The following is a 21,818-nucleotide window of genomic DNA, read 5'->3' as shown; positions in this document are numbered from 1 at the left end:
GATTTCGCGGAACGCCCGAATGTGATTTACCACAACATCGGTATGTGCCAGTAGGTGTTTAACGGGTCACTTACGTACCATTCCTTAAGGAACGCATACCGGTGTTGTGTAGCCCATGTGCTGGGGAGTGGGGGACAAGGGGCCGCGCGCACCAGTATGCGAGAGATATTCGCTACAAAAGTTAGGCAACCGTGTCTTCTAAAAACATTATCGCCATTGCCATGTCCTTCGTGGGCTTGTTGGTGGGCGCCGGCTTTGCCACGGGCCAAGAGGTGGTGCAGTACTTCACTGCCTTTGGTTCCTGGGGTATTCCCGGCATCATTATCGCCGCACTGATCATGACCCTTGCCGGTACCGTGTTCTTGCAGCTGGGCAGCTACTTCCACGCTTCTGAGCACAATACCGTTTTCCGCAATGTCACCCACCCGATCGTCTCCAAATTGCTGGACATCGCGGTCATCATCACCCTCTTTGCCATTGGCTTTGTGATGTTGGCTGGCGCGGGTTCCAATATGGAGCAGCAGTTTGGCTGGAAGACTTGGATCGGCTCCACGCTCATGTTGGTATTGGTGCTTATCGTGGGCATGCTCGACGTGGATAAGGTATCCAAGGTTATCGGTGCTGTAACACCGACCATCATCATTGCGGTCATTGGTGTTGCCATCTACACCGGCCTCAATATGCCGGATGACATCGGCGCCGCTATGGACGCCTCCAGCCAGATCGACACCCCGATTGGTAACTGGCTCATTTCCGCACTCAATTACAACGGCCTGGCGCTGATGCTCGCCGTGTCCATGTCCCTGGTTATCGGTGGCGACAATATCAGCCCACGCGAGGCCGGTTGGGGCGGCGTTGTAGGCGGCGTCATCTACTCCATCATGATGGGCCTTGCCGGATTCTCCTTGCTGATGAACTCGGACAAGGCACAAGGCTCCGATATTCCGATGCTGTCTTTGGTAGATAGCGTTAACCCGACGCTCGGCTCCATCATGGCGGTCATCATTTACTTGATGATCTTCAATACCGCTATCGGCATGTTCTACGCACTGGGCAAGCGCCTGTCTGCTGGTCATGAGAAGCGCTTCCCGGTTATCTTCGTTATTGGCTGCTTGGCTGGTTTCGCCGTGTCCTTCGCCGGCTTCAAGACCCTGATGAACTACATCTACCCCGTCATCGGCTACATGGGCATTCTGATGGTAGCCATCCTGGTCTTTGCTTGGTTCCGCAGCCAGTCTCAGATCCAGGATGAGGCCGTGCGCCGTGAGCGCGTACGCGCCCTCATGCATCTGAAGCTGCATCCGGACAAGGCATATGATGCTGAGCGCTATGACGATGAAATTGGCCAGCACATCGAGGACTCCAATATGGACAATGAGGCCCTCTACGATGAGCTGGTGGATGAGGTCACCGAAGAGCTTGACGGCGACGATGACGTGGACTTTGACAAAAAGAAGTACGCAGAAAAGCGCCACGACTACTCCTATTACACCGAACGCGACGCGGTAGAAACCGACCGCACCCCGGAAGAAATTGAAAAGTGGGTCGAAGAAACCGGCGCATCCGGCGCCCCTGAAGAAGATGAGGAGCTGCCAAAGGCTGACAATTCCAAGAATTAAGCGGACAATGGGGTGCTATGAGTATCTATGCACCCGCATCTGACCGTTATGATTCGATGGAGTACCGCCGAGTAGGCAACTCTGGGCTGAAGCTGCCGGCCATTTCCCTTGGCCTATGGCAGAACTTCGGCGACGACCGTCCCCTGGCCACGCAGCGCGAAATCCTGCGCGCGGCGTATGACCGGGGGATTACTCATTTCGATTTGGCCAATAACTATGGCCCTGAACCAGGCGCCGCGGAGGACAACTTCGGACGCATCTTCGCCCGTGATTTCCGCCCCTTCCGCGATGAAATGATCATTTCCTCCAAGGCCGGCTGGGTGATGAATGATTCGCCCTACGGTTTCGGCGGCTCCCGCAAGTACCTGGTGAGCTCCTTGGACGCTTCCCTGAAGCGTATGGGCTTGGATTATGTGGACATCTTCTACCACCACCGTCCGGACCCGGATACCCCGCTGGAGGAGACCCTGTATGCGCTGCGGGATATCGTAGCCTCCGGCAAGGCGCTGTATGTGGGCATCTCCTCTTATGGTCCGGAGCTCACCGCTGAGGCCGTGGAGTTTATGGAAGATGAGGGCTGCCCGTTGCTGATTCATCAGCCCAGCTATTCCATTTTGAACCGCTGGATTGAGCGCCCGGGCGAAGACGGCGAGTCGCTGCTTGATGTCACGGCGCGCAGCGGCCTAGGCGTCATCGGCTTCGGCCCGTTGGCGCAGGGTATGCTCACGGACCGCTATATCGACGGCATCCCCGCAGATTCGCGTGCGGCGAAGAATAAGACCTTGGAAAAGGACTGGCTCAATGAGGAGAACCTTTCCATGATCCGCTCGCTCAACGATATTGCAGGCAAGCGCGGGCAGTCGCTGGCCCAGATGGCCATTTCGTGGGTGCTGCGTGACCAGGGGGATCGCACGCTTACCTCGGCGCTGTTGGGTGCTTCTTCGGTGGAGCAGCTCGAGCACAACCTGGGCGCGCTGGATCACCTTGACTTCAGCGCGGAGGAGCTGGCTGCGATTGACGACGTCGCCCATGACGCCGGCATCAACCGCTGGGCCGGCGCCACCGCCTCCCGCGTGCGAGGAAACTAGGCGGGTTGAATCCCGGCCCTAGAGCAGGAGCAACTTGAGCGTTAGGCCAATCATGATGACGCCGATGCCGAAGTTGATCCAGCGCCACACTGTGGGCCGGGACAGCACGTGGGAAAAGCGCGCGGCGCCAAAGCCGATGAAGGGGAACCAAGTGAAGCTGGCGCAGATTGCACCCACGGCGAAAAGCCAGCGCCCCGATTCGCCATATTGATTAGCAATGCCGCCGAGCATCACCACGACATCTACATAAGCGCCTGGGTTAAGCCATGTTAAGGCCAGGGCGGTAAGCAGCGGCTTAACCCAGGAGGGGGAGCGCTTAATCTCGACGCGAGTTGCGGTCTTGGTCGTGCTGTGTGCCTGAGAGCCATCGAAGGAGGCGACTTCCTGCGGGACCTTTGGCTGCGTGGATTCAACCTCGATGGCCTCGCCTTTGGTCTTGAGCGCATCGCGGAAGCAGGTGAAGGTGAAATACGCCAGGTAGGCGGCGCCAACATATTTCAAAACCTGCAGGGCGTTGGGGAACTTTTCTACCAAGTAGCCCACGCCGGCCGTGCCGGAGGTGATCAGGATGACGTCAGAAAGCGCGCAGACGACAATGATGAGGCCAATGTGGTCGCGGCGAATGCCGTATTTGAGCAGCATGGCATTTTGTGGGCCGACGGCCACGATGAGCGATAATCCCAAGAAGAAACCAGCAAGCACGAGGGACATGCCTTCTAGTGTGAATTCCCGGCCTGAATTAGTCCAGTTAATGAATCTACAGTTGGTTTAGAATAGCTTCATGAACCCGGTGCACCTAGAAACTTTGCTCGCCATCGTGGACGAAGGCAGCTTTGATGTTGCCGCAGCCGTGCTCGGCATATCGCCGTCTGCGGTAAGCCAACGCATCAAGGCGCTAGAATCGAGCACCGGTCGAGTGCTCCTTCGCCGTGCCACTCCGGTAACCGCGACAGAAGCGGGGGAGATCCTGGTGCAATCCGCACGCCGCATGGCGTTAGTACAGGCCGAGACGGACGCCCGCCTAGGCCACCGCCTGGCCCGCGTCCCGCTCTCAGTCGCAGTGAACTCGGATTCCCTAGCGACATGGTTTCGTAGGGTCCTTAGCGATACCGCGCGGCGGGGCGATGTCGCCCTGCGCATCCGGATTGAGGATGAGGCGCGCACCTTAGCCATGCTGCGGCGGGGCGATGTGCTTGGCGCAGTGACGAGGGAAGCCACGCCGGTCTCGGGCTGTGAGTCGAGCTTTTTGGGTACGATGCGCTACTTCCCAGTCGCGGCACCACATATTGCAGAAAGCTTCCATAGCGGCCGGCTGACCTGGGAAACTATGCCCCTTGTTGGCTATGGTCCCAACGATCAGGTACTGGATGATGCGATGCGGGAGCGCTTCATTGATTCGGCCGTGGTCCGTGCGCGGGTGTCACAGATTCCCTCTTCCGAGGGCTACCTCGAGGCCGTTCGCGTCGGCCTGGGGTGGGGATTGCTACCCCAGGCCCAGGCACTGCCGCTTTTGGAGGCGAAAGAGCTGGTGCTTCTCGACGACTCCCCGCTCGATATCGACCTCTACTGGCAGCGTTGGCGCTTGGAGTCAGAGGTTTTGAGCGAACTTACGCGTTCGGTTATCGAGGCTGCGACCGATCTAGTGGCAACGTAGCACGCGTGCTCGCGCGGCGCGCCGTGGTGGGTACCACAAAAGTGCAGGCACGTGCCCTAAATTGGAGCTATGAGCGATAAGCAGCAACCGGATAAAGCCACCCCGTTTGATGAGGATATGGACGTGCCTACCTATAACGCGAAGCCCGCTAGCAAGGATTCTGTCTCCGGCCAGGGGAAGTCGAAGCCTGGCCTCTTCGAGCGCGCCGGCCGCGCTGAGCCGCAGGAGATCAAGCCGTCCCAGGCGCAGCAGGACCACCCGGAAACCGAGGTACTGTCCTACTCCAGTGCGAATGAGGCCGCGCGTCAGCAAAGTGGCGGCGGCGAGGAGACCGTAGCCTTCGCGCAACCGGAGTCCACCACGTCGGCCAGCGTGGAGCAGGAGACGGCACTTGCTACTGCCGACGCCCCCGCGGACAGCGCCCTCAGCACTGAAACCGCAGAGGAGCGCGAGGCTCGACTGCAGGCGGAACAAGAAGAAAAGGAAGGCTATCAACGCTACGGTCGCCGCGGCACCATCGACTTCGGTCTGCTATTCATTCGCATCGCACTGAGCGCCTACCTGATCATTGCCGGTGCAAAAACCTTTTTCGAGCTCGGTGATAGCCAGGGCTTGTCCGGTCTAGAGGGCGACTTTGCTAACTATGCCTGGGATACCGCACTGTCCATTGCGGTGCCGACCATGCAGCTTATCGCTGGTGTGTTCTTGCTGCTCGGCCTCATCACGCCGCTGGCGGCCATGATTGGCCTGGTAGTGACCGGCTTTACTGCCGTCCACGAGCTAGCTCAGACCGATGCCGGCCTGGACGTCTTTAGCTGGCCGGAATCCGTATGGCTTTCCTTGGTCCTCTTTGTCATCGCAGTGGGCCTGCAGTTTACTGGCCCAGGCTTTATCTCCCTAGACTTCAAGCGCTCGTGGGCACGCCGCCCACTGGGTACTTCCTGGGCCTTTGTTCTCATCGGCATCGCCATCCTCGCCGCACTCTGGTTCTTCGGCGCAGGGGTTAATCCGCTGAATTAGGCCCTTATAGATTGTCCGTCGCAATAGCGGCGGATTTTCTTTTCCCCTTGCTTTCCAGGGTGGAAAGTATGATACTTTCTAAAGTGGAAAACAACGAAAGGTCGAGGACGAAAGGAACGGTGATCATGGACGAAAGTGTGCACGAGGCACTGACCTTCAATGAAGAAGTGGAAAAGGATCAAAGCGACAAGCGGAAGACTGCGCTTAATGCTCTGTTTGCTGCAGCGCTGGCAGTACTTTGGTTTATCTTGAGCCAATGGGGGAATGGCATGCCGTGGTGGGTGTTCCTCGGCTTCGTGGTGTTTGGTCTTGGAGCAATCATGTGGGTTGGTGCCCATCAGAGTGATGTGCGTCCGAGCTATAGGCAGGATCCATTCAACCAGCCGGAGCCGGATAAGAAGTACTATTTCGGAATCATTCTGATTTTTATCCCTACGTTTTTCCAGACCTTTCTCGAAGGACACATGGTAATTACGGCCGTAGCATTCACGTTGTGGGGCTTGGGCGTGTTTTGGGTTCTCAATTCTGGTGCGATGGATCTGTCCACGCGAGACCACGAGAGTAATAAGCGGGCAAGCGACGATGAGTGAGCTTGATCCGATAATCCACCCGCTTAATCGGTTTAAGATTTGTGCGGTGCTCAACGCGGCTGGCGCAGTGGAAGGCGCCATCAACAAAGAGATGCGTTTTGCCGCGATTCGAGACAAGGTTAATCAGTCCGATGCCACGCTGTCTAAGCAGCTAAGCGCACTGGAAAAAGAGGGGTATATCAGCCGCTTTCGCGAGTATGGATCTTCGCGTGGCAAGGACACGGTATGGGTGATGCTCACGGCGAAAGGTAAGGCCGCATTCGATTCGCACCTTGCAGCGCTTAAGACACTAGCGGGGCAGGAGTAGCGGTACTCGCGTTCCGGTTATTGCGCTGGGAGGCATAGAAAGCGGCTGCGAAAAGTGCGACGGCCAGTATGGTTAGCCATACGAAGTCATCCACCCAGAACTTTTGGTAGCGCTCCATGGCGTGGACATCGACTTGATCGCCCCACCACCACTTAGGCGGAACTGTCAGCAGCATGGCTGCCCAGGCGATAAGGACGGTCAGGAGGCTGCCTGCAGCCCAACCTGACGGCAGCCAGGTCCAGGCGCGGTAGACAAAGACCGGGATGATGAGCGTGAGCCAGACCCAGTGGTGCGACCAGGAAACAGGGGAGATGAGTAGGAGGGTGAGGGCGGTGACCAATTGGGCGTCGACAAGCAGATGCTCTTCGCACAGTCGCTTGATAAGCCACGCAGCAAAGGCAATAACCACTAGGGAGGCTGCGAGCCACGCAAGGTTGATGGTCAGTCCATTGGCGTCCATGGCTTCCGTAGAGGAATACATGCGCTGAATGGCTCCCTTGATGGAACTATTGGACTGGTACTCGGTTGCGACGCCGAAGTCGCCGCCAGAGCCCATATCGAGCAATTTAGAGCTGAAGAACTCCACGAATGCGTCCCAGCGGAAGGCTGCGGCGAGGAGAGTGGCTGCGACTGCGGAGAGGAAAGCCGTGGCAATCTGTTTCCATTCCTTGCGCACGAGGAAGTAAAGCAGCATTGCTAGCGGAGTAATTTTGATGGCCGCGGCCAGGCCAATCAAGATGCCTTGTGGTAGGAAGCGCTTGCGTGGGACGAGGTCGAGGGTAACCAGCGTCATGACCACGATATTTATCTGTGCAAAGCCGTTATTGAGGTCAACCGGCTCGAAGCGCAAGGCAATGGCCCAGGCAATGGCGGTAACGGGCAAGAGGAAATCCGGCTTCTTTAGCACCGCCTTGAAGACAAAGTAGAGGCAGACGAGCAGGAGAAGATCGGACAGGACAACCATGATGTCGCCCGCCATATCGTGGTCAATGCCGTCAAAGGCCGTGAGCGGAACCATGACGAGCGCGCCAAAGGGCGGATAAATAAAGGGAAGTTCAATATCGCCGGCCAGCATGGGCTCGCTATAGACGGAGCGGTGCTCAAGGAAGGCCTTGACGCCCTCGCGGTAGACCACCATATCGATAGGAAAGTCCGTGATGCGGGTGTCTTGAACAACCTTCCAGGCGCCAAAAATGAGACCCAGCAGAGCTAAGGCATAACGAAAAAGTGGGGTGCGCGCGAGTTTCATCGCAGTACACTTTATGCGATCTGCAGGTAAACGGGTGCGCACCCCACCGAGGCTCACAGGGATTTAGCAGTCACTACTGTCTAATTCACATGGCCATCGACAACGCGCACCGCGCCGCGATCGGCGGAGGTGGCCATGGCTGCATACGCGCGCAGTGCCTTGGTGATGGGGCGGTTGCGGTTCACTGGAGTCCACGGTTTCTCGCGCTGTTCCTGGGCGGCTCGGCGGCGCTCCAGCACGTCCTCGTCCACATCGAGGGTGAGTTGGCGCTCGTGGATGTCGATGGTGATGGTGTCGCCATTTTCGATGAGCCCGATAAGGCCCTGGTGGGCCGCCTCGGGGGAGATGTGGCCGATGGACAGGCCGGAGGTGCCGCCGGAAAAGCGGCCGTCGGTAATCAAGGCGCATGCCTTGCCCAAACCTGCGCCCTTGAGGAAGGAGGTGGGGTGGAGCATCTCCTGCATGCCAGGGCCACCGGACGGGCCTTCATAGCGAATGACTACCACGTCGCCCGGCTGAACTTCCTTGTTCAGGATTATCGATACGGCCTCTTCCTGGGATTCGACCACACGGGCAGGTCCAGAGAAGGTCCACAGCTCTTCTTCAACGCCCGCTGCCTTGACGATGGCCCCGTCTGGAGCTAAGTTTCCGCGCAGGACAACTAGGCCGCCGTCGGAAGAAAAGGCGTGATCGGCGTCGTGAATGCAGCCATGAGCGGCGTCAGTGTCGAGCTCGTCCCAGCGGTTGGATTGGGAAAATGGTTCGGTAGTGCGCACGCCGCCCGGCGCGGCGTAGTACAGTTCGCGGGCCTCATCGGTGGCGTGCGGGTTGCGGATATCCCAGTCATCGAGCCATTGCTCGGCGTTGTCGTATAGCGCCGTATGCACCTTCAAGTTCAGGTGCCCGGCGCGGCGAAGCTCTCCCAAGATGGCGGGGATGCCACCGGCACGGTGCACATCCTCAATGTGGTAGGTGCCATTGGGCGCGACCTTGGACAGGCAGGGCACGCGGTAGGAGATGTCATTAATATCGTCGAGGGTGAAATCCACCTCGCCCTCTTGTGCGGCCGCGAGCGTGTGCAGGATGGTGTTGGTGGATCCGCCCATGGCCATGTCAAGCGCCATGGCGTTGGTGAAGGCTTCCTTGGTGGCGATATTGCGGGGGAGAACGGATTCGTCCTCCTCGCCGTAATAGCGGCGGCACATATCGACGATGGTGGAGCCGGCCTTTTCAAATAGGCTGCGGCGGGCCGTGTGGGTGGCCAGGGTGGTGCCGTTGCCGGGCAGCGCCAAGCCGAGCGCCTCGGTCAGGCAGTTCATGGAATTGGCGGTAAACATGCCGGAACAGGAGCCGCAGGTGGGGCAGGCGGATTCCTCTACCTGGGTCAAGCCTTCATCAGATACCGCGTCATTGGCAGAGGCGGTAATGGCGGTGATGAGGTCGGTGGGGGCGTGGGCTACGCCATCAACCACGACGGCTTTGCCGGCCTCCATCGGTCCGCCGGAGACGAAGATGGTGGGAATGTTCAGGCGCAGCGCTGCATTGAGCATGCCCGGGGTGATTTTATCGCAGTTGGAGATGCATACCAGGGCGTCGGCAGTGTGGGCATTGGCCATGTACTCGATGGAATCGGAGATGATTTCGCGTGAAGGCAGCGAGTAGAGCATGCCGCTGTGGCCCATGGCGATGCCATCATCGACCGCAATGGTATTGAATTCCTTGGGTACGCCTCCGGCCTCGCGCACGGCGTCGGCGACGATATCGCCAACGTTCTTAAGGTGTACGTGGCCGGGGACGAATTGGGTGTAGGAGTTGGCGATGGCGACGATCGGTTTGCCAAAGTCATTTTCCTTGGTGCCGGTGGCCCGCCAAAGGGCGCGGGCGCCAGAGGCTTGGCGGCCGACGGTAGTTACTTTTGAACGCAGCGGGAACATGGTTTTCAGTCACCATTCCTTCAAGGGATGTGGGGGGGAGAGCGTAGGCGGCGTATTTAGTTTTCGGCCGAAGGCTTGAGCTCGGGGTGGCGCTCGAGGTAGTCCTCATACTCTTCTTTGCTGAGGAGGACTTGTTGGCCGTCACGGTGGACAATTACCACCTTGTCATCTGCCGCTTCACGGCCCTGGGTAAGGGCGTCAGGGATGCGGCCGCGGGAGGCCTCCGAAAGTCGCGGGAGCGAGTTAAAGGTAACGCCGGGCAGGCTGTGCTCCGCGCCGGCCTTGGTGCGGGCGAAGGTGCGGGCGCGTTGGAAGCCGATTCCGGCAAAATCGTCCCATGCGATCTGGATATTTTTCCGGAATGCGTAAGAGATAGCGATTCCAGATTCGGAGACTTTGGTGCGGGATTTTATGACCCACCACAATCCGAGGATGGGGATTATGAACAGCCAGGCGAGGTATTTGGGGGCCCATCCGATGCTCAGCAGAGCAATGGCGGACAGGATGAGGATGCCCAAGATGTGGTTGCGGGATGGCTTGAAAACCTCTGCCTGGGTGGTGGACTGACGAGGTTGGTTGTCCTTAGGTGGTGGAGTCATAGTGTGCAAGCCTAATTCACTAAGGCCGGCAAGGGCGAACCTATTTTTCAGACGTGTCCCATCACGTGGGAATGTGATCCCAAAAGGGGGTAGTCTCCACGAGGGTAATACCTATCAAGGTATAGTCATGTTCATGATCATTATTCGACTTCAGGTAGTACCAACGCGGTGGTGACCGCGACGCCTCATGACGTCGACGCATTTCGCCCCCGCAGACAGATAAGCCCGCGGGGGCTTTGTTTATATCTGGGGTCGGTACCGATGATGATCAGGACCTGTAATAGACCATTCCAAGGAGCACATTAACCGTGGTTACGACAACTTCGCCCACGCCCGCTTCGGTGGCTGCGGCCTCACGCGCCCACGCTCCGGAGCGGATGAGTGGTGCCCACGCCATTGTCCGCACTCTCGAAGACCTGGGAACCGATCTAGTCTTCGGCATTCCAGGCGGTGCCGTGCTTCCTCTCTACGATGCCTTGCACACCTCGACCAAGCTGCGCCATGTGCTCACCCGCCATGAACAGGGCGCCGGCCACGCCGCCGAAGGCTACGCCCAAGCCTCCGGCAAGGTAGGCGTATGCATTGCCACCTCCGGGCCGGGTGCGACCAACTTAGTGACAGCGCTTGCCGACGCCAACCTGGACTCCGTTCCCATCGTCGCCATCACCGGCCAGGTGGGCAGCAACCTCTTGGGAACCGATGCCTTCCAAGAGGCCGATATTCGCGGCGTGACGATGCCGATTACCAAGCACAACTACATCGTGACGGAACCGAGCCAGATTCCAGCTGCCATTGCAGCCGCATTCCATCTGGCTGCTACGGGTCGTCCGGGGTCGGTCTTGGTGGATATCCCCAAGGATGTGCAAAACGGTGAATTGGAATATTCCTTCCCAGCTACGTTTGATCTGCCTGGATATAAACCGACGACCAAGCCGCACCATCGCCAGATCGTGCAAGCGGTTGAGCTCATTGCACAGGCAGAAAAGCCGGTTATCTATGCCGGCGGCGGTGTTATCAAGGCCGAGGCGGCCAAGGAGCTGCGCGAGTTTGCGGAATTTTCCGGAATCCCTGTCGTGACTACGCTCATGGCTTTAGGCGCCTTTCCGGAATCTCATCCGCTGCACATGGGCATGCCGGGCATGCATGGCACCGTCCCTGCGGTTGCGGCCATGCAGCGAGCTGACCTGTTGATTACTATCGGCGCGCGATTCGATGATCGAGTAACCGGTGATGCCTCCACCTTTGCCCCTGAGGCCCAGGTAATTCATGCGGATATTGACCCGGCTGAAATTGGGAAAATCTGCGACGTTGCAGTGCCAATCGTGGGTGATGCGCGCAACGTGTTGGCAGGTCTCTTAAAGGAGTACCGCAAGAACTCCGGAGTGAATTCACCGGAAGTAGGCCCATGGCGGGACTACCTCGATGGGCTCAAGGAACGGTTCCCCCGTGGCTATGATCCCACTCCGGATGGGCAGCTCAATCCCCAATTTGTGTTGGAAAAGCTGAGTGAAACCGTAGGTCCTGGGGCTATCTACTGCGCCGGTGTGGGTCAGCACCAGATGTGGTCGGCACAGTTCATTGACTTTGAACACCCACGCTCCTGGATCAACTCCGGTGGTGCCGGAACTATGGGCTATGCCGTGCCGGCGGCCCTAGGCGCCAAAGCAGCATGCCCGGATAAGGAAGTGTGGGCGATTGACGGTGACGGTTGCTTCCAAATGACCAACCAGGAGCTCACCACCGCCGCATTGGAAGGCTTTCCGTTTAAGGTTGCCGTCATCAATAACGGCAACCTCGGCATGGTCCGTCAGTGGCAGACACTGTTCTTCAATGAGAACTATTCCAATACCAAGCTGCGAGAACGAGATGTTTATACCCCCGACTTCGTCCGCCTGGCAGAGGCGCTGGGGAGTGAGGCTATCCGCGTCACCTGTGAGGAAGAGGTGGTGCCGGCCATTGAACGGGCCCGCGCAATCAATGACCGCCCCGTGGTCATTGACTTCATCGTTGGTGAGGACGCTCAAGTCTGGCCAATGATTGGCGGTGGGGCGTCTAACGAAGAAATTCAATATGCCCGCGGTTTGCGCCCGCTGTTTGATGAAAATGAATCGGCAGCAGAGACTCCTGCCGATATCGACGAGACTATCCAGGAGGTATAGGCATGGCACCCAGTGACGTTTCCCGGCATACCCTGTCGGTCCTGGTAGAAGACGTAGAGGGAATCCTGTCGCGCGTGACCGGCATGTTTTCCCGGCGTGGCTACAGCATCATTTCGCTGGTTTCTGCGCAAACGGAAAATCCAGGGATTAACCGACTAACCATCGTGGTCGACGCTTCCGAAAGGATTATGGAACAGGTGACCAAGCAGCTCAACAAGATTGTGCCGGTCATCAAGGTGGTGGAGCTCGAAGCAGACTCGACTGTGGCGCGAGCCCTGATGCTGGTCAAGGTGGCTGCGAATAATGCCAACCGGCCGCAGGTGGTCGATGCCGTTAATATCTTCCGTGCCCGCGTGGTAGACGTGGCACAAGAATCAGTGGTGGTGGAGGCTACCGGTACCCCTGGAAAGCTGGCGGCGCTTCTCGACGTCCTGGAGCCATTCGGTGTGCTCGAGCTGGTGCAGTCTGGTGACGTGGCCTTGGGGCGTGGACCCAAGGCGATGGCGCCCCCGCGAAATTAAATCCCACTATATGGTCACTCCGTCTCATGTGGTGGTATAGTGCTAGGTGGGACGTTGATTCATTAAACTTACAATCACTACAGAATTGAGGACTACAACATGGCTATTGAAACCTTCTACGACGATGATGCGGATCTGTCTATCATTCAGGGTCGCAAGGTATCCGTTATTGGTTACGGCTCCCAGGGGCATGCACACTCGCAGAACCTGCGCGATTCCGGCGTCGAGGTTGTTATTGGTCTGCGTGAAGGTTCCAAGTCGGCGGCCAAGGCCGAGGAAGCAGGCTTTGCGGTCAAGACCGTTGCAGAGGCTGCCAAGTGGGCAGACGTAATCATGCTGCTGGCACCAGATACCTCACAGAAGCAGATCTTTGAAGATGAAATTGCCCCCAACTTGGAAGACGGCAATGCGCTGCTGTTTGGGCACGGCTTGAATATCCACTTTAAGCTGATTGAACCGCAAGCCAATGTCACCGTTGGCATGGTTGCACCTAAGGGGCCTGGCCATTTGGTTCGCCGCCAGTTCGTTGATGGCAAGGGCGTTCCGTGCCTCATCGCTACCGAACAGGATCCTAAGGACGAAGGCCACGATCTGACCCTGTCTTATGCAGCGGCCATCGGTGGTGCGCGTGCTGGCGTTATCCCGACGACCTTCGAAGCAGAGACGGTTACTGACCTCTTTGGCGAGCAGGCTGTCCTGTGCGGTGGCGTAGAGTTCCTGATTCGCACCGGCTTCGAGGTCCTGGCTGAGGCTGGATACGAGCCAGAAATGGCCTACTTTGAGGTGCTGCACGAGATGAAGCTCATCGTGGACCTGATGTTTGAGGGCGGCATCGCCAACATGAACTACTCGGTATCTGATACCGCCGAGTTTGGCGGCTACATTTCTGGCCCTCGCGTTATTGATGCTGATGCCAAGCAGCGCATGAAGGATATCTTGTCCGATATCCAAGACGGCACCTTCACCAAGCGCCTGCTGGCCAATATTGAGGGCGGCAACAAGGAGCTGGAGAGTCTGCGTGAGGAATTTGCACAGCACGAAATTGAAAAGACCGGCACCAAGTTGCGCGATTTGATGAGCTGGGTCAAGAACCCGCTGGATGCTACTGCCTAGGAATAAAAGGCGGTGTCTGTAGCGCACACCCACGGTGAACAGGCATGTTTACCGTGGGTTTAGCTTTATTTGTTTCAGGTAAAACTCCAGTGCAGGGAGTAGGATGAGGGCCATGGGTTTTACGACGCCAAGCTATGATCTCAAAGACCTCTTTGCACGAATTGATCGCGGGGATATCCAGTTACCTGACTTCCAGCGCAGTTATGCCTGGGATGAAGATCGTATCCGTTCTCTCATTGTTTCCGTGCTGCGCGGCTATCCCATCGGTGCGCTCATGGCTCTTGATACCCGAAACGAAAAGATGCGCTTCCGTCCCCGTGCCCTAGCCGGCGCACCTGAAACCGGCGTCGACCCCGGCTTGCTCCTTTTGGACGGGCAGCAGCGCCTGACCACCCTGTATCACTGCTTCAACGGCGAGGGCTTTGTAGATACCACTGACTTCCGCAAGAAGAAGATTCACCGCCGCTTCTTTATCGATATTCGCGCGGCCGTTCGCGGAGATCTAATGCCGGATGATGCCATCTTCGCGGTCAATCAAGACGGTAAGATTCGCTCGCACTTTGCACCAGCAATTGAGGGCGATATCCTAACGCGCGAAGATGCACTAGAGAATATGTGCATTCCCGTGGCTTCTTTGCTCAGTGAAGACGGCGTGGGCATGCTTTTTGAACTTGCGGCGACCAAGCAGGAATACAGCGCGGAACTGGCTGCCTTTAATAATCGCATCGTTCGACCTTTGTCCGGCTATGACCTGCCAATGATTCGACTTTCCCGCGAGACGGAGAGAGCCGGAATCGGCTCGATTTTCGCTCAAGCGAACTCGGCTGGTTTGCAGATGGACGTATTCGATCTGCTTACTGCCGTCTTTGCCTCTGAGGACCCCAGCTTCCACTTGGCCGCTGATTGGCACGAAGTGGAAAAGGACCTGCGGAAGTCTCCAGCCTTGGACGGAATTGGCCGCACCGAGTTTCTCTCCGCAGTATCGCTTCTGGTCTCCGGTGAAAAGGGCTGTGCCGGTGGCCAGCGCGAGGATATTTTGAAATTGTCATTGGCGGAGTACAAGTCGGCAGCCAACGATCTGCGCATCACCTTCCGCGAGGTATCAGAGTTCTTGGCGCAGCGCTGCATCCTTAGCATGGATCAGGTTCCGTTTAATGAGCAGATTGTTCCCCTGGCAGTCATTATCGCTCGCTTGGCCAAGCGCGGGGGAGCGCTTTCTACCGAGCAGTCCTGGAACCGCATCAACCAATGGTTCTGGTGTGGCGTCTTTGGCGAGCTCTACGGCTCTTCTGCGGTGCAGCTACGTGCTGCTCGCGACGTGGATGAGGTCACCGAATGGGTAGCCGGTGCAACGGATGAGGCGCCGAAGACCGTTACCGATGCCACCTTCCGTGAATCCCGTCTGCTTTCCGTAGATGGCAAAGATGGCGTATGGCACGGACTCTATGCCCTCCTCATGGCGCGCGGCGCGAAGGACTGGCGCACCGGAAAGGCCTTCACTCGGCATACCTTTGAAGAGCTCAAGCCAGGCTTTTTCCCTGTGTTCCCGCTCAATTGGTGCAAGCGTCACGGCGTCGATCCCGTCTTGGCTGGGTCGGTGATGAACTACACCCCGATGGGCAAACGAACCGAGGTAGTGCTCGACGGTTTCGCCCCCAACCGCTACCTACCTCGTGTTCAGTCCAAGTCCATCATGGAAGATGCGCAATTTGATGAGGTGCTAGCATCCCACGAAATGAACCTGGATTTCCTGCGCGCATCACAGCCGCGTGAATTCCTTGCGGACCGCCGTCACCGTTTCTTGGGCATCGTGGAATATGCTTTAGGTAAACCCGTTATCCGCGATGTGGATGAAGCAAACCTTTTTGGTGGAGAGGAAGGTCCGCAAGCTTTTGATCGCTAAATCTGTGCGCTTGGCCGCTACAGTGCTTGTTGCTTCTCTTGCGCTAGCAGCCTGTGGCACTCCGGTCACAGAATCCAAGCTGGTCAGGCGTGGTCTGTCCGACTTGGACGAGTCCGAAATCGATCTCAACAAGGCCAAGGCGGAAAACCAAAACCGTCTTATTGATCCGAAATTTGATGGCAAGTTGGTCATTGTTAATGACCCCATTGGAATTGAAGCCAGCCGACTATTTTTTGAAGATTCGGATTCGCTTGTCCTTTTTGCCCCGGACGATAAATCTATTCTTCGTGCAGCAACCTTGGCGGTAAACCAGCATTTGCCAGCGGTGCAGTATGAGGATGCTAGGCGTTTGGAAATCCATAAGTTGCTCACGGACTTGGGAGTAAGTCGCTTGGTGGTAGTAGGTGACGTGCCGTGGACGAAAACCTCTGGTGAATTCAGCGTGATCAAGGATCCAGGAACGCATAAGGCACTAGGGGAGTTCACGGCATTCCAATATGGTTCCAAGGTGGTAGCCTCGCCGGAGCAGATGGTAAAGGATATTGCACGGCTGGATAAGACTCCCCATATGGAGCTGCGTCCTGCCTGGGTGCCGTATGAAGGCGAACTTGATGCCGGAGAGGAAAAGAACCAACCCATCCCAGCACAGTCCCGCAGGGACGGCCAGATGGCGCCAAATATCGTTGCCACTAAGGATAGTCCCATCGCGAACGTAATTACCGCGGCAGCCTACGGTGGAAGAGTTTTGGTCGTGCCGACTGCTGATCCGCTAGCGGATAAGCACAGTATGGCTGCTGTAGCGGGCCGTGAGGACGGCGCCGTAGTAGCTTTGGGGCCGGAATTCGGTCGAGTGAAAGAATTTAAGGCAAAAATCAAGCAGGGCACCCCTGACTGAACTACACTTCCTTGACACGCGGTTATACCGCGTACACCGCATCACACTTAAGCGAAGGAAGATATGTCGAAGCCGGTAGTCCTTATCGCCGATAAATTAGCCCAGTCCACGGTTACGGCCTTGGGGGATTCTGTTGAGGTCCGTTGGGTGGATGGGCCGAATCGTGCCGAGCTCCTCGCCGCGGTTCCGGAGGCAGAGGCTTTGCTGGTGCGCTCTGCCACAACCGTTGATGCAGAGCTATTGGAAGCGGCTACAAAGCTCAAGATTGTGGGCCGTGCCGGGGTGGGACTGGACAATGTCGATATTCCGGCGGCCACAGACAAGGGCGTCATGGTGGTCAATGCGCCAACATCGAATATTCACTCTGCGTGTGAACAGGCAATTGCACTGCTCTTAGCGACGGCGCGCCAGATACCAGCGGCCGACCAGGCCCTGCGCGAAGGGGAGTGGAAGCGCTCTTCTTTCAAGGGCGTAGAGGTCTACGGAAAGACCATCGGTATTGTTGGCTTTGGGCACATTGGCCAGCTCTTTGCCCAGCGTCTGAAGTCCTTTGAGACGACCATTATCGCGCACGATCCCTATGCCAACCCGGCTCGCGCGGCAGCGTTGGGCGTGGAATTGGTTGAGTTAGAAGACTTGATGTCGCGTTCCGATTTCGTGACCATTCACCTGCCAAAGACTCCGGAGACAACCGGAATGTTTGATAAGGAACTTTTGGCCAAGGCGAAGCCAGGACAGATTCTCATTAACGCAGCGCGAGGCGGTTTGGTAGATGAAGCGGCTCTGGCTGAGTCTATCGAGTCGGGACATCATCGAGGTGCGGGCTTTGACGTTTATGCCACAGAACCGTGCACTGACTCTCCGCTCTTTAAGCTGCTGCAAGTCACCGTGTCCCCGCACCTAGGCGCCTCCACTGTAGAGGCCCAGGACCGTGCGGGAACCGATGTGGCGGAGTCTGTCTTGAAGGCGCTTAAAGGAGAGTTCGTGCCGGATGCGGTCAACGTCTCCGGCGGGCCAGTGAGAGAAGAGGTCGCTGGTTGGTTGGACCTCGCCCGCAAGCTAGGACTTACTGCTGGCCGCCTTTTGGGTCAGGCCCCCGTGGCCGTCGAGGTGGAGGCCTGTGGCGAGTTGTCTACCGAAGACGTGGAAGTGTTAGGACTTTCTGCCGTCCGGGGTCTGTTTAGCGGCGTGACTTCGGAGCCGGTGACCTTTGTCAATGCAATGCAGATCGCGCATAGTCGTGGGGTAGAGGTTGAGGTATCTACTAATGCGGAGTCCAAGGGGCACCGCTCTTCCCTGCAGGTGAAGGTTATTGGTGCTGATGGCGAGGTCTCCTCGCTCACCGGCGCGCTTATCGGCATCGATGGAACCGAAAAGTTCATTCGCATCAACGGCCGCGGCGTAGATATGCGTGCTACCGGCCGCAACCTCTTCTTCCGCTACGCGGACGCCCCAGGTGCACTGGGAACGGTGGGTACCAAGTTGGGTGCTGCGGGAATCAATATCGTCGCGGCTGCACTTACGCACGGTAAACAGGAATCTGATGCTGTGCTGATTCTGCGCGTGGAGGCCGAGGTACCAGAGCATCTCATCGCCGAAATTAATGCGGCCTTGGGTGCTGAATGCGAACAGTTGAACATGGAAGCATAAGGCTGCGGACTGCAACAGAATCTCAACCCGCGTGGTGCTAGGTAATTTCCTGCGCTACGCGGGTTTGTTTTGGTAGGGTAATCCCATATCCACTCTGTGAGAAAGGAATCCTACATAATGAAACTTGCGGTGATTGGCGGCGACGGGATTGGACCAGAAGTGACAGCCGAGGCACTCAAGGTGCTGCGAGCGGTTCGCTCCGATATCGAAACCACCGAGTATGACCTCGGTGCGCGGCGTTATCTGCGCAATGGGGAGCTTCTTGCGGACGCTGACTTGAAGAGCCTGCGAGAACACGATGCGATCCTGTTGGGGGCGATCGGCGCCCCAGGTGAGGTGCCGCCGGGCGTGCTGGAGCGGGGGCTGTTGCTTAAGATGCGGTTTGCGCTGGATCATCACGTGAACCTGCGTCCCTCTAAGCTCTATCCCACCGCTTCCTCCCCGCTGGCTGAACCGGGCGATATTGATTTCGTTGTGGTGCGCGAAGGTACCGAGGGTTTGTACTGCGGAAACGGCGGCACTTTGCGGGAAGGTACTGAGCATGAGGTAGCCAGTGAGGTATCGCAAAATACCCGCTTCGGCGTGGAGCGTGTAGTGCACGATGCGTTTGCGCGAGCAGCGCAGCGCCATAAGCATCTGACCTTGGTGCACAAGACAAATGTCTTGGTCAATGCTGGTGGTTTGTGGCAACGCACTGTTAATGAAGTCGCCGCCGAGTTTCCAGAGGTTGAGGTGGATTATCAGCATATTGATGCGGCGACCATTTATATGGTGACCGATCCGGCGCGCTATGACGTCATTGTCACCGATAACCTTTTTGGAGACATTCTCACCGATTTGGCGGGCGCGGTAACTGGCGGCATTGGGCTTGCTGCCTCCGGAAACATCGATGCTTCTGGCACGAATCCTTCCATGTTCGAGCCGGTGCATGGTTCTGCACCAGATATTGCCGGGCAGGGAATAGCGGACCCGACGGCGGCAATCTTGTCCGCCGCCATGCTTCTTCGTCACCTGGGCGATGAGTCTAATGCGCAGCGGATTGAGGATGCTGTGGCTCAAGATGTTGCGCACCGCGGCGATGGGCCGGTAAAGACCGTCGAAGTCGGTGACCGAATCGTCCAGCTTCTCGTCGAATAGAACGGGCTTCTTGCGCTGGGCGCTTGCCGACGCCCCCAACCCCCGCGTCCTGGCGTAGTCCGCACTGGGGTTAGCAACGGTGATTAAAGGACAATGGGAATTTACTCAAATTAACTAATTAACACCGTACCCTTTGCACACATGTGAAGGAGGCGATTGAGTAGGATTGCCGCTATGCGTTTAGGACGAATTGCACACCCAGAAGGAATCTGTTTCGCCATTATCGATGGGCCAAAAGACGCCCCAATGGAAGAGCTAGTAGCAAAGGAAATTGCCGGCACGCCCTTTACTCCGCCGGAGCCAACCGGCCGCGAGTGGAAACTTAACGAGGTTCGCCTCTTGGCGCCGACCCTTCCCACCAAGGTGGTAGCACTTGGCCGCAACTATGCGGACCACGTTGCCGAGGTTTTCAAAAAGTCTGCCGATAGTCTTCCTCCCACCATCTTCATTAAGCCATCTACCGCGGTCATTGGCCCGGATGCTGCAATCAAGATTCCGGACTACGCCACCAACGTCGAGTTTGAGGGCGAGCTAGCCGTGGTCATTTCCAAGCCGTCGAAGAATATCAAGGCCGAGAACTGGAAAGACCATGTGCTCGGCTACACCATCTGCAACGACGTTTCTTCCCGCGACCTGCAGTTTAAGGATGGTCAATGGGCTCGGGCCAAGGGTATTGATACTTTCTGCCCGCTCGGCCCGTGGATCGAAACCGATCTGGATAGCTTGAATCTGGACGATCAGAAGATTAATGCGTATCTGACGCACGAGGGTTCTCGCGAGCAAAAGCAGGATTCCAATACGGACCAGATGATCGTGAAGATGGGCGGCATTTTGGAGGAGATCTCCGCTGCCTATACCTTGCTGCCTGGTGATGTCATTACCACAGGCTCCCCGGCTGGCACCGCTCCTATGGTCCCGGGCGACACCATCGAAATCGAGATCCCAGGCCTCGGCACCCTGCGCAACTCCGTCCACCGTGCATAACCCAAGCCACTAGGAGCACCGCGCCTGCGTACCCACCTCCGAAGAAATGGGGGAACACTACCAGAGTTCTGGGCGGGTGTGATCGGGCAACCCCAATGAGACCCTTGTCGATTACGCCGCGGGACTTAACCCCGGCACCGCCCTCGGCATTGGATGTGGGGAAGGCGCGTGTGCGCACCACCGCAGCGACGTCGTGCTCGTCGCCAAGCGTGCAGCCTAGAGGCTGAGCGCCTTCAATATGGTGCGCAGCTTGGCCGTGGTTTCTTCCAGCTCGGCATGGGCATCGGAATCGCCTACGATGCCACCGCCGGCCCAAGCACGCGCGGAAAGTCCATCGCCGGCCACTTCCGCGCAGCGGATGGCCACCATGTACTCGCCGTCGCCGGAGCTATCGCACCAGCCGACCGCTCCGGCATAGAATCCACGGTCCGTTTCTGCCGTCTCAATGAGAGCTTGGGCGGCCTCTGCAGGGGTGCCACAGATAGCCGGGGTGGGGTGCGCTGCCAAGGCAAGCTCGAGCGCAGTCAAGTCTTTATCCTTGAGCGTTCCGGAAATTGGCGTGCCTAGGTGCCACATCTCATTGGTGCTAATAAGTTGCGGGGCGTCCGGGATATCTAGCCGCTCGCATAATGGGCTAAGCACCCGGCGCAGGTGTTCCACTACAAAGGAATGCTCGTGGAGATCCTTGGCAGAATGCAAGAGATCTTGGCCTGCGATGTGATCCTCAGCCGCGGTGGCGCGGCGCGGTGACGATCCGGCCAAGGGGAAAGCAGACACCGTCGAGCCCTGACGCTTGACCAAAACCTCTGGGGAAGAACCAACCAGCATCGCGCCCGGCCGGCCAGCAGGGGAGAGATCGGCAATGAATCCATCGCGGTTGGCGGAAAGTTCGATAAGGCGCGCCGCGACCAAGCGAGGATCAATAGCCTCAGGGAATTCGATATCTACGGCGCGGGCCAAAACCACCTTGTCCAGTTTGGAGGTCTCAATGGTGCCGATGGCTGCCTCTACGCGGCGTAGGTGCTCTTCGGGTTCTGGATCGAATCCGACCACTCGCGAGTTTAGGCTCTTATTGCGGTAATAGGCGTGCGGCTCCAAGGGGCCCTCTTCGCGGATGATGGCCTCCGGCACCGTTAGCGCGGCGGGTGTGTCAGAGTCGAACGGAATCGCACCGACGACCATGTCAACATCTTTGCTGCGCAGGGCAGAAATCGCCGCGTCGGTGTCGTTAAAAGTGTGGCGCGCACCTTGGGTACGGACAGACCCCGTTGCTCGCGAAAGCAAAAAATCGGGGGCGGTGCTTGGTCTGTCTTCGTGCATGGGGATCTAGCTTAATGCCTAGGGCTTTTCTTACAGAATTGAGTGTGCACTGGGCGTGTAAACAGTGAATCAAGTG

At 57.6% G+C, this 21,818-nt stretch carries 19 protein-coding genes; 14 read left to right on the top strand and 5 right to left on the bottom strand.

The features are described 5' to 3' along the window. Positions 1–191 precede the first annotated feature (191 nt). Both MHX61_RS00495 and MHX61_RS00490 read left to right on the top strand, forming a co-directional pair. The gene (locus MHX61_RS00495) at positions 192–1,619 is read left to right on the top strand and encodes a hypothetical protein (RefSeq protein WP_239191443.1); all 1,428 of its coding nucleotides are present in this window, start codon (positions 192–194) and stop codon (positions 1,617–1,619) included. A gap of 17 nt (positions 1,620–1,636) precedes the next feature. Beyond that, on the top strand, positions 1,637–2,707 hold the full coding sequence (locus tag MHX61_RS00490) for an aldo/keto reductase (RefSeq protein ID WP_239191441.1): 1,071 nt from the start codon (positions 1,637–1,639) through the stop codon (positions 2,705–2,707). A gap of 18 nt (positions 2,708–2,725) precedes the next feature. Here MHX61_RS00490 and MHX61_RS00485 read toward each other — a convergent pair whose 3' ends face one another. Further along, a complete protein-coding gene (locus MHX61_RS00485) occupies positions 2,726–3,418 on the bottom strand; it encodes a LysE/ArgO family amino acid transporter (RefSeq protein ID WP_239191439.1) in 693 nt (230 codons plus the stop codon). 70 nt (positions 3,419–3,488) lie between these two features. Here MHX61_RS00485 and MHX61_RS00480 point away from each other — a divergent pair, with 70 nt between their 5' ends. The 4 genes from MHX61_RS00480 (at position 3,489) to MHX61_RS00465 (ending at position 6,278) form a co-directional block, all read left to right on the top strand. Further along, on the top strand, positions 3,489–4,361 hold the full coding sequence (locus MHX61_RS00480; RefSeq protein WP_204609335.1) for a LysR family transcriptional regulator ArgP: 873 nt from the start codon (positions 3,489–3,491) through the stop codon (positions 4,359–4,361). Positions 4,362–4,430: 69 nt separating this feature from the next. Then, positions 4,431–5,381, top strand: a complete 951-nt coding sequence (locus MHX61_RS00475) for a DoxX family protein (protein WP_239191437.1) — start codon at positions 4,431–4,433, stop codon at positions 5,379–5,381. A gap of 83 nt (positions 5,382–5,464) precedes the next feature. After that, positions 5,465–5,971 (top strand): hypothetical protein, encoded by a 507-nt coding sequence (locus MHX61_RS00470; RefSeq protein ID WP_239191435.1) that lies wholly within the window; start codon positions 5,465–5,467, stop codon positions 5,969–5,971. Further along, positions 5,964–6,278 carry a transcriptional regulator gene (locus tag MHX61_RS00465; RefSeq protein WP_239191433.1) on the top strand — a complete coding sequence of 105 codons (315 nt, stop codon included), beginning with the start codon at positions 5,964–5,966 and terminating at the stop codon, positions 6,276–6,278. Before MHX61_RS00470 ends, MHX61_RS00465 begins: the two co-directional genes overlap by 8 nt. Here MHX61_RS00465 and MHX61_RS00460 read toward each other — a convergent pair. The 3 genes from MHX61_RS00460 to MHX61_RS00450 form a co-directional block, all read right to left on the bottom strand. Continuing rightward, positions 6,253–7,527, bottom strand: a complete 1,275-nt coding sequence (locus MHX61_RS00460) for a glycosyltransferase family 87 protein (RefSeq protein WP_239191431.1) — start codon at positions 7,525–7,527, stop codon at positions 6,253–6,255. The two genes, MHX61_RS00465 and MHX61_RS00460, sit on opposite strands and share 26 nt — an antisense overlap. A gap of 80 nt (positions 7,528–7,607) precedes the next feature. After that, entirely contained in the window at positions 7,608–9,461 is a 1,854-nt protein-coding gene (gene ilvD / locus MHX61_RS00455; protein WP_239191429.1) for a dihydroxy-acid dehydratase, read from the bottom strand. Positions 9,462–9,517: 56 nt separating this feature from the next. Next, complete coding sequence (locus MHX61_RS00450; RefSeq protein ID WP_204609322.1) at positions 9,518–10,060, bottom strand: PH domain-containing protein; 543 nt, start codon at positions 10,058–10,060, stop codon at positions 9,518–9,520. Between the two features lie 308 nt (positions 10,061–10,368). Between MHX61_RS00450 and MHX61_RS00445 the strand changes: the two genes are divergently transcribed. From MHX61_RS00445 to MHX61_RS00410, 8 genes are all read left to right on the top strand, one after another. Then, entirely contained in the window at positions 10,369–12,219 is a 1,851-nt protein-coding gene (locus tag MHX61_RS00445; RefSeq protein ID WP_204609320.1) for an acetolactate synthase large subunit, read from the top strand. 2 nt (positions 12,220–12,221) lie between these two features. Next, positions 12,222–12,740 carry an acetolactate synthase small subunit gene (ilvN, locus tag MHX61_RS00440; protein ID WP_005327728.1) on the top strand — a complete coding sequence of 173 codons (519 nt, stop codon included), beginning with the start codon at positions 12,222–12,224 and terminating at the stop codon, positions 12,738–12,740. 99 nt (positions 12,741–12,839) lie between these two features. Next, a complete protein-coding gene (gene ilvC, locus MHX61_RS00435; protein ID WP_239191427.1) occupies positions 12,840–13,853 on the top strand; it encodes a ketol-acid reductoisomerase in 1,014 nt (337 codons plus the stop codon). Positions 13,854–13,965: 112 nt separating this feature from the next. After that, entirely contained in the window at positions 13,966–15,756 is a 1,791-nt protein-coding gene (locus MHX61_RS00430) for a DUF262 domain-containing protein (RefSeq protein ID WP_239191425.1), read from the top strand. Continuing rightward, positions 15,746–16,651 (top strand): hypothetical protein, encoded by a 906-nt coding sequence (locus tag MHX61_RS00425; protein WP_239191423.1) that lies wholly within the window; start codon positions 15,746–15,748, stop codon positions 16,649–16,651. Before MHX61_RS00430 ends, MHX61_RS00425 begins: the two co-directional genes overlap by 11 nt. Before the next feature lie 63 nt (positions 16,652–16,714). Then, positions 16,715–18,301 carry a phosphoglycerate dehydrogenase gene (gene serA / locus MHX61_RS00420; protein WP_239191421.1) on the top strand — a complete coding sequence of 529 codons (1,587 nt, stop codon included), beginning with the start codon at positions 16,715–16,717 and terminating at the stop codon, positions 18,299–18,301. A 117-nt stretch (positions 18,302–18,418) separates the two neighbouring features. After that, the gene (locus MHX61_RS00415) at positions 18,419–19,438 is read left to right on the top strand and encodes a 3-isopropylmalate dehydrogenase (RefSeq protein ID WP_239191420.1); all 1,020 of its coding nucleotides are present in this window, start codon (positions 18,419–18,421) and stop codon (positions 19,436–19,438) included. Between the two features lie 174 nt (positions 19,439–19,612). Next, positions 19,613–20,422, top strand: a complete 810-nt coding sequence (locus tag MHX61_RS00410) for a fumarylacetoacetate hydrolase family protein (protein ID WP_005323319.1) — start codon at positions 19,613–19,615, stop codon at positions 20,420–20,422. 216 nt (positions 20,423–20,638) lie between these two features. Here MHX61_RS00410 and MHX61_RS00405 read toward each other — a convergent pair whose 3' ends face one another. After that, positions 20,639–21,742: an isochorismate synthase MenF gene (locus tag MHX61_RS00405; RefSeq protein WP_239191419.1), complete on the bottom strand. Its 1,104-nt coding sequence runs from the start codon at positions 21,740–21,742 to the stop codon at positions 20,639–20,641. Positions 21,743–21,818 lie beyond the last annotated feature (76 nt).

It is taken from the genome of Corynebacterium sp. ACRPF (assembly GCF_022347395.1).
In the GTDB taxonomy this organism is placed as follows: domain Bacteria; phylum Actinomycetota; class Actinomycetes; order Mycobacteriales; family Mycobacteriaceae; genus Corynebacterium; species Corynebacterium tuberculostearicum_D.
The sequence above is the reverse complement of the archived record's forward strand: the minus strand, read 5'-3'. Positions and strand labels throughout refer to the sequence as shown.

Bases quoted from the DNA above. Each gene is read 5' to 3' on its own strand.
- serA (WP_239191421.1), top strand. From the start codon at position 16,715: ATGTCGAAGCCGGTAGTCCTTATCGCCGATAAATTAGCCCAGTCCACG.
- MHX61_RS00480 (WP_204609335.1), top strand. From the start codon at position 3,489: ATGAACCCGGTGCACCTAGAAACTTTGCTCGCCATCGTGGACGAAGGC.
- MHX61_RS00490 (WP_239191441.1), top strand. From the start codon at position 1,637: ATGAGTATCTATGCACCCGCATCTGACCGTTATGATTCGATGGAGTAC.
- MHX61_RS00450 (WP_204609322.1), bottom strand. From the start codon at position 10,060: ATGACTCCACCACCTAAGGACAACCAACCTCGTCAGTCCACCACCCAG.
- MHX61_RS00405 (WP_239191419.1), bottom strand. From the start codon at position 21,742: ATGCACGAAGACAGACCAAGCACCGCCCCCGATTTTTTGCTTTCGCGA.
- MHX61_RS00410 (WP_005323319.1), top strand. From the start codon at position 19,613: ATGCGTTTAGGACGAATTGCACACCCAGAAGGAATCTGTTTCGCCATT.
- MHX61_RS00415 (WP_239191420.1), top strand. From the start codon at position 18,419: ATGAAACTTGCGGTGATTGGCGGCGACGGGATTGGACCAGAAGTGACA.
- ilvC (WP_239191427.1), top strand. From the start codon at position 12,840: ATGGCTATTGAAACCTTCTACGACGATGATGCGGATCTGTCTATCATT.
- MHX61_RS00430 (WP_239191425.1), top strand. From the start codon at position 13,966: ATGGGTTTTACGACGCCAAGCTATGATCTCAAAGACCTCTTTGCACGA.
- MHX61_RS00485 (WP_239191439.1), bottom strand. From the start codon at position 3,418: ATGTCCCTCGTGCTTGCTGGTTTCTTCTTGGGATTATCGCTCATCGTG.
- ilvD (WP_239191429.1), bottom strand. From the start codon at position 9,461: ATGTTCCCGCTGCGTTCAAAAGTAACTACCGTCGGCCGCCAAGCCTCT.
- MHX61_RS00465 (WP_239191433.1), top strand. From the start codon at position 5,964: ATGAGTGAGCTTGATCCGATAATCCACCCGCTTAATCGGTTTAAGATT.
- ilvN (WP_005327728.1), top strand. From the start codon at position 12,222: ATGGCACCCAGTGACGTTTCCCGGCATACCCTGTCGGTCCTGGTAGAA.
- MHX61_RS00460 (WP_239191431.1), bottom strand. From the start codon at position 7,527: ATGAAACTCGCGCGCACCCCACTTTTTCGTTATGCCTTAGCTCTGCTG.
- MHX61_RS00475 (WP_239191437.1), top strand. From the start codon at position 4,431: ATGAGCGATAAGCAGCAACCGGATAAAGCCACCCCGTTTGATGAGGAT.